An 8,083-nucleotide genomic window follows, 5' to 3' on the forward strand; every position below is an offset into this window, starting at 1 on the left:
ATTTCAGGAATTGCTGTAGCGCTGAAATCATTTAATCCCTCCATTAATATTATTGGGGTTCAAGCAGATAATGTTCATGGAATGAAAGCTTCTTATGATGCGGGGAGAATTTTAGAACACTATGAAGCACCAACAATAGCGGATGGTTGTGCGGTAAAAATACCAGGGAATTTAACTTTTGAAATTGTAAAAGACCTAGTAGATGATATTGTAACTGTATCGGAAGAAGAATTAGAAGTAGCAATGAAAGACTTACTGCAACGCGGAAAAGCTGTCGTAGAAGGTGCGGGAGCATTAGCCACAGCCGCTCTTCTGGCAGGAAAAGTTGATAAATATGTACAGGGTAAAAAAGTAGTAGCGGTTATTTCAGGTGGCAATGTGGATTTAAAACGTATTTCAACTGTTTGTGAGCATTTCTTTGTTGCCAATGAGGTAAAATAACGATTCAATAATCTTATAAAATAAAATTATTTTACTTAAGGGGAGCTAGGAGGCGATATCTTAGCTCCTTTTTAAATAAAAGGAGGCGTGTGTTATGGCCAACTTATTTAGGAAAAAATCAGTAAGGAAATTGTTAGAAGATAGTAAAAGTAAGACTTTGACAAAAACGTTGGGCGCATTTGACCTTACCATGCTAGGGATTGGTGCAATAATTGGTACAGGAGTACTTGTATTAACTGGATTAGTAGCCGCAAGAGATGCGGGTCCAGCAGTTATTTTTTCATTTATGATTGCCGCAATTGTTTGTGGGTTTGCAGCCCTATGTTATGCAGAAATCGCATCTGCTCTTCCAGTTTCGGGTAGTGTATACACCTATTCATATGCGACGATTGGTGAGTTTGTAGCCTACTTAATGGGATGGACTTTATTGTCTGTATATATAGTTACAACTGCCGCAGTAGCGGGTGGATGGACAGGCTATTTTCAAAACTTATTAAACGGGTTTGGGATTGAGATACCAAAATCACTTTTAACAATTCCAACACAAGGTGGAATCGTTAACTTACCAGCAGTAATCATTACTTTGTTATTAACTTGGTTATTATCAAAAGGCACGAAAGAAAGTAAGCGAGTGAATAACGCAATGGTATTAATAAAAATTGGTATTGTTGTTTTATTCATTTCAGTTGGTATATTTTACGTGAAACCAGAAAACTGGATTCCGTTTGCACCTTATGGTATAAGCGGAATCTTTGCCGGAGGAGCTGCAGTATTTTTTGCCTTTTTAGGATTTGATGCGTTAGCAACGTCTGCTGAAGAAGTAAAAAATCCACAACGTGATTTACCGATTGGTATTATTGCTTCGTTAGTTATTTGTACAATTATTTATGTTATAGTTTGCCTTATTATGACTGGTATGGTTTCTTATAAGGAATTAGATGTACCAGAAGCAATGGCCTACGTATTAGAAGTTGTAGGACAAGATAAAGTAGCGGGTATAATCGCAATTGGAGCTGTAATTGGTATTATGGCTGTAATTTTTGCTTACATTTATGCAACAACACGTGTATTCTTTGCGATGAGTCGTGACGGTTTATTACCAAAATCGTTTGCGAAAATTAATAAGAAGACAGAAGCACCAGTATTCTCAACTTGGTTAACAGGTATTGGTAGTGCTTTAATTGCTGGATTTATCGATTTAAAAGAATTAGCGAATTTAGCGAATATTGGAGCGTTATTAACATTTGCGATGGTTGGTGTGTCAGTTATTATTCTTCGTAAAACACATCCAAATTTAAAACGTGGTTTCATGGTACCACTGGTACCAATCTTACCGATTATTTCAATAACATGTTGCTTATTTTTAATGGTAAATCTACCTTTAAAAACCTGGGTTTACTTCGGTATTTGGTTATTTATAGGGATAATAGTATATTTTATATATTCTAAAAGACATAGTCAATTAAACAAACTATAAATGAGATATATCAGTGACAAAGGTACCATGCCCTGCATGTTTGGACAAGTAGGATTCTTCTCATTTGGGATGTACCTTTTCTTTTTATAAAAGATTTAATCAAAAGAACTTGAAAGTTTATGTTATACGTAAAAAAACGGATCTATTTTCAAAATAGATTCGTTTTTTAGGGACATTCCATATTTAAAAGATGTTTGGTTAATATCCGCTTATATTTTTTCCTTTGGGATAGTGAAAATTCTTAAATCTATGAGCAAGAAATCTATCTAAACGCTATCAAGGTGATATTTTGAAATAACAAATAGATATAAAGTACCAAGCATGTACACAATAAGAACAAATAACCCTTTGTATACAAATACACATCAGGAAGCAAAAATATATTTATTTTCTTGTATAGTTAGTTACTAAAAACGAATGGAGAGTATGTGTTTATGAAAATAAACCAGTCAAATCTTAAAGGGGTATGGAAAAAAAGAATATTAATAATTCTTTTGATTGTTTTGGGATTGATTATTGCAGGAGTTAGTTATTGGAACCTTTCACCTACTCCAAAAGCGTTTCTAATAAAAAAAGCATTTGAAGGTGGAATGTTTGTTCAATCGGATAATTATCAAAACGCTTTAAAAGAAACACAAATTGTTAAGGACATCAATTATAATTCTAAATTTCCTGATGGTATATTAGATATTATTTATCCGAAAAACCATCCTGACAAAACACCTGTTATTTTTTGGGTACATGGGGGTGGATTTGTAGGCGGAGATAAATCCGATATCACTGGTTATGCAGTAGAATTGGCAGCTCAGGGTTATACAGTGATAAATATAAATTATGCTCTTGCACCTAAGATGAAATATCCTACACCAGTATTCCAACTTGGTGAGGCTTATGAATATATAAAAGAAAATGCAAAGAAATATAATTTAAAACTTGATCAGGTTTATTTTGCAGGAGATTCTGCTGGAGCACAAATATCTGGACAATTTGTTAATATTCAAACATCTGCCAATTATGCAAGGTTAACTAAAATTGATCCTGTTGTTGAGCCTGCTACAATTAAAGGTACGTTACTATTTTGTGGTCCATATAATATGCCTGCATTAGCTAAAATGGAAACAACTAAAGAAGTACAAGATTTTATGCGTACCACTGGTTGGGCTTACTTTGGGAAAAAGGATTTTGAAACATTACCTGAAATAGAAATTGCTTCTATCATTAAACACGTTACAAAAGATTATCCACCAACATTTATTACAGATGGAAATACTGCATCATTTGAAAATCAAGCCAAAGCATTAGCGTCCGAGTTAGAAAGTAAGAGAGTACCTACAGAAAAACTCTTCTTTGATAGAAATGTTTCTGGTGAGTTGGCTCATGAATTTCAATTTAAAATGAACACACCAGCAGGGCGAGAAACTTTTAATAAAGTTCTTGAATTTTTAAATGAAAATAAATAGTTTGCCTAAAATCGAATACAAAAGTTCAACCATCATTTTAAATTATAAGAACTACGCTATCTTTTCTGTGGAATCCTAGGAAAAGATAGCGTTTTTTTCTCTTAATAACTTACAAAATTAAACTGAAATAGAAAAAAGGAATGAATTATTCGGATGATAGTAAATGTCTTAGTGATTTCAATGTATATATGACAAATCAGTTTGTATTTATTTCCTTGATAGGATTTTACATAATATTAATTTTTTGTGAATTATTAATCTGAAAATAATTTGATTTAAAGTAGTATTCATACGAAATGAATACCTTTATGTAATTTATTTGATTTATAAGATAGTTAAGAATACCAAATCAAAACATAAAAGCTCATTATTGATTGATATTTTATAAAGTTGTATTAATATGTGTCATAAAATAATATCAAAATATAATTATAAATAGAATAAGGGAGGACTATGTAAAAAAGTAATAAATACAAGTTCATAAACTGTTTTTGCACGTAAGTACATGCTAAAGAAACCAAAACTATTAAATTTATTAAGGAAATGAGAGGGAGATACTATGGGGAATAAATCAAAGCATAAAACTAAAAGAATACTTGTAGCTACTGCAACATTAACTATAATTGCTTCTGGAATGGCTTCTTCATCAGATGTCTTTGCAGAGGAAACGCAACAGCAAAAAAGTTTATCGACATCACTGCAAAGTGAAAAGTCAGTTAAATCAGAAAATAGAATATTTACAGTCCCAGGAAAAGGGGATGTTGAGGTACTAAAACAACAGGAAAGAAAAAGTATGGCATTTAGTCCATATGAACCAACTGGTTTATATGCAAAGCCAAATGAACAAATAACGATTAATGTAGAAGGTAATCAAGATATTGAGGTATATATTGGAACGTATTCATATGATGCTTCTTGGAGAGAAGATTCTAAGATAAAATCATTTACATTAAAACCTGGTATAAACACAATCCAATCTCCAAATGGGGGGATGATTTATTTTTATAATAAACAACAAGGAGGTAGCATTCGAACAACAATTACAACAGGTGGAACGACTACGCCTTTCTTTGAACTAGGAAAGCATACAAAACAAGATTTAATAAACATGCTGGACCAGTATCCTAGTGCACATGCAGTGGAGTTAAAAGGCGAACGTGTATTAATTACGGCCAGCCCTGCACGTGTTAAGAAATATTTGTTGGGTTCTAATACAGATCCTGTACAACTCTTAAAAAAGATGGATGAAGCTACTCGAATTCAAGACAAAGTAGCTGGATTATCTGAAGAACAAGTAGATAAACATTATGTTCATTACGTAGAAGAAAATCATTCTCCTGATTATTATATGTATGCAACTTCTTATCGAACAGCATATGTAGGAGACGCAATCCAATACGTGTTAGATATTAATAAATTTATAACAGATGGCTGGGGCCCTTGGCATGAGGCAGGACATTTGAGACAACAATCGCCCTGGAAGTTTTATAATATGACAGAAGTACAAAATAATATATACAGCCTTTCTGTAGAAAAAGCATTTAATCAACCATCCAACTTAGAGAAAAGTGGAATTTATCCAAAAGCATTTCAATATCTAGAACAAGTGAATAAAAATTATGATGAAATTAGCGATGTTTTTGTAAAGCTTGTTATGCTTTGGCAACTACAGTTAGCGTATGGAGAGGATTTCTATCCTAAATTGCATCAATTGTATAGAGACATGCCTTCAAGTGAACTTCCACAAACTGATGAAAATAAAAAACAATTATTTATGATTTCAGCATCAAAAGTAGCCAAACAAAATTTGATTCCTTTCTTTGAGAAGTGGGGATTACATCCAAACAACGATACCATTCAAAAAGTAGCTGCATTAGGATATCCAATTTTAACAGCAGAGATTTGGAAGGGTACAGATTCTAATCCAATTAAACCAGATATGCCTAATGTAAATAATATTTTAGAAGGAAACCAGTTTGCATGGTCGCTGAAAGGGATTGGAGATTTTGAATTCGCAAAAGTAAATTTAAATAAATCAACAGAAGAAATGCAAATAGATTTAAAAGCAGGTGTACCACATAACTACTTTGATAGTACATATGCAAGTATTAAAGTGCAAAACACATCAGGTAAAGTGGTCTATAACAAAGAGATTTATGGAAATAAACAACAAAATGCTGAATCGCAAAAAGTTTCGGTTAAGGTAGGAGACTATATAGAGTTAACACATCTAGAAGGTGTGCATAGAGCTACTATTACAAATGTGGAAAAAAGCATCCAGGAAAGTTTTGGGAACAAAGTGGTGTATGAGATTACAAAAGAGGGATTGAAGAAAGTAGATAAAATTGTTAATCCGGAACCAGATACAGAAGCTCCCACACAGCCACAAGGATTATATGCAAGCAACCTTACTTCTAACAGTGTAGAGCTAAAATGGAATCCGTCTACAGATAATGTAGGTGTAAAAGAATATCAGGTATTACGTGATGGACAATTGATTCAAACCGTACAAGGAACGACATTTACTGATCAAAACTTAACAGTTAATAAGGAATATAAATATGCAGTGAAGGCTGTAGATGCAGCTGGAAATACATCAATTCAAAGTGAAATTCTTCTGGTAAAAACAAAAGATCAAAATGTATCTTATGAGAAATGGGATCCAAAGAAGGCATATACAAAGGGCGATAAAGTTGAACATCAAGGGACAGTGTATGAAGCGGTTCAAAGTCATCAAGGAAATGGGGACCCGAATTGGATATTTGCGTTATCTTTATGGAAACCAATTACAATCAAATAACATGTAAGAATCAGATGTGAAGATAGAACAACATAAAATTGGAGCAGTATTTTAAAGATTTACTGGATGTTGCTTGAATTTTGATAGATTTCTCTACTAAGTTATTATTCAATATTGAACTACTCACCACTTAACGCCCTTACGGACTTTTTGAAGTGGGAGATTCCTGCGAACACCGGTGTATCCACTGGTTATCTTAGCAGGCTCTACCCGTAGTCCCTACGGTGAGAACATAAGTATCTTGTACGTTAACGCACCACACTCCCTACTTTAGCTTGGTTTTCGCAACTTCGGTAAGCATGGGGCGATAGAACGTTGAAGATTTTACGGTTGCAACGTTTTTCTGCAACCAACTCCATATCTTCAGTTTTCAAAGAGCAATCTGTACAAGTAAATGATAACAAACATGTTGGCTTATGCCAACCGACATTCATCTCCCACCTAAAATTGGTGTTTCACACCTTCACATTTTTGAGGAAGGAGTCTTCTGTCGGGAAACAATAAAAATTAGAAAAGGATGTAGATTAGTGATTAGTCAGAAAACGAAGAAAAGATTTAATAAAGTTATTATAATGACCGCAGCATGTAGCATGTTTTCTATGTTTGGAACGTCTATGTTGCACACTAAAGCTGCAACACATTCAGCTGCTCCAGCAGTTTATGTGAGTCCCCAAAATATACCTGTCTCAGATATTATTAGTATAGACTGGTCACCAGTTCAGACTCCACCTTATACGTACTGGGCTGTACACAACTGGAATGCAGGTGGTGAAGCTGGAGGATATGCTGGTTTTCAACAACAAAGTGGGTTTGATGAAAATGGAAAACGTACTTTACATTTTGCCTTATGGGATCCAATTTCCTCTAAAGAAGCAATAAAAGCCGAATACTTATCTCCGAATTCGCAAGCTGGCCCCTTTGGAGGAGAAGGAACAGGAATGAAGGTTCAAACAACTTATGGTTGGAAAGACAACAATTGGTACAGAATGACAATGCGTTCATGGCAAGAAAATGGTCATACCAAATTTGGACAATGGATGAAAGATGTAACAAAGAATAAATGGCATCAAATTGCAATTATGGACTTTCCGGTTGCTAATGTTGCATTTAATCATGGATTAGGAATGTTTCAAGAAGACTGGGCTGATAGTGGACAGAATGTTCGAGAAGCGCGCCTAAAAAATGGTTATAGCCGAAAATTAGTTGATAAACAATGGAGTTCTTGGAATAATCAAAGTATTTCTGGAACGCATGATAATACTTATCAATATGATGGAGGAGCTACTTCAGAATATGTATGGGTCAAAGCAGGAGGTAATACGCAGTCTACTATTGGGTCAGGAAAAATATTCACGCTAAATCAACCTACTCAACCTGAAATAGGAAAATTAGATTTTGATATCCAATCTATATATTATGAAAATGAAAAATTAAATGTATCTTGGAAACTAAAAGAAAATAGTACACCGCAATTTAAGGGGAAAATTGAAATTTATAACAATGAAAATATGACGGGCCAACCTATTAACGTAATTGATGATATTAAATCTTATCAAAATGGAATCAGTCAATCTATATCATTACCAACAAATGCTTATGCAAAAATTGTATTAACGGATATATTTGATCAAACTGTTGAGAAAAAGGTACAAATCAAAAATGAATCTCCAAACATTTTTGAAGGTAATGAATTTGCTTGGTCGCTGAAAGGGATTGGAGATTTTGAATTTGCGAAAGTAAATTTAAATAAATCAACAGAAGAAATGCAAATAGATCTAAAAGCAGGTGTACCACATGACTACTTTGATAGTACATATGCAAGTATTAAAGTGCAAAACACATCAGGTAAAGTGGTCTATAACAAAGAGATTTATGGAAACAAACAGCAAAATGCTGAATCGCAAA

Annotated in this window: 5 protein-coding genes; all 5 read left to right on the forward strand. The window is 33.7% G+C overall.

The window, feature by feature from the left end; genetic code table 11:
- A partial coding sequence (locus CN409_RS30675) for a pyridoxal-phosphate dependent enzyme (protein WP_141527756.1) occupies positions 1–441 on the forward strand: 441 nt, incomplete at its 5' end.
- A 94-nt stretch (positions 442–535) separates the two neighbouring features.
- Complete coding sequence (locus tag CN409_RS30680; protein ID WP_097982130.1) at positions 536–1,918, forward strand: amino acid permease; 1,383 nt, start codon at positions 536–538, stop codon at positions 1,916–1,918.
- Positions 1,919–2,352: 434 nt separating this feature from the next.
- Positions 2,353–3,378: an alpha/beta hydrolase gene (locus tag CN409_RS30685; protein ID WP_097982132.1), complete on the forward strand. Its 1,026-nt coding sequence runs from the start codon at positions 2,353–2,355 to the stop codon at positions 3,376–3,378.
- A 559-nt stretch (positions 3,379–3,937) separates the two neighbouring features.
- Positions 3,938–6,178 (forward strand): M60 family metallopeptidase, encoded by a 2,241-nt coding sequence (locus CN409_RS30690; RefSeq protein WP_003256157.1) that lies wholly within the window; start codon positions 3,938–3,940, stop codon positions 6,176–6,178.
- Between the two features lie 527 nt (positions 6,179–6,705).
- Positions 6,706–8,083 (forward strand): DUF3472 domain-containing protein (locus CN409_RS30700; protein WP_000625381.1); only part of this gene is annotated, 1,378 nt, incomplete at its 3' end.

The organism is Bacillus sp. AFS012607 (assembly GCF_002558005.1).
Taxonomy (GTDB): domain Bacteria; phylum Bacillota; class Bacilli; order Bacillales; family Bacillaceae_G; genus Bacillus_A; species Bacillus_A thuringiensis_S.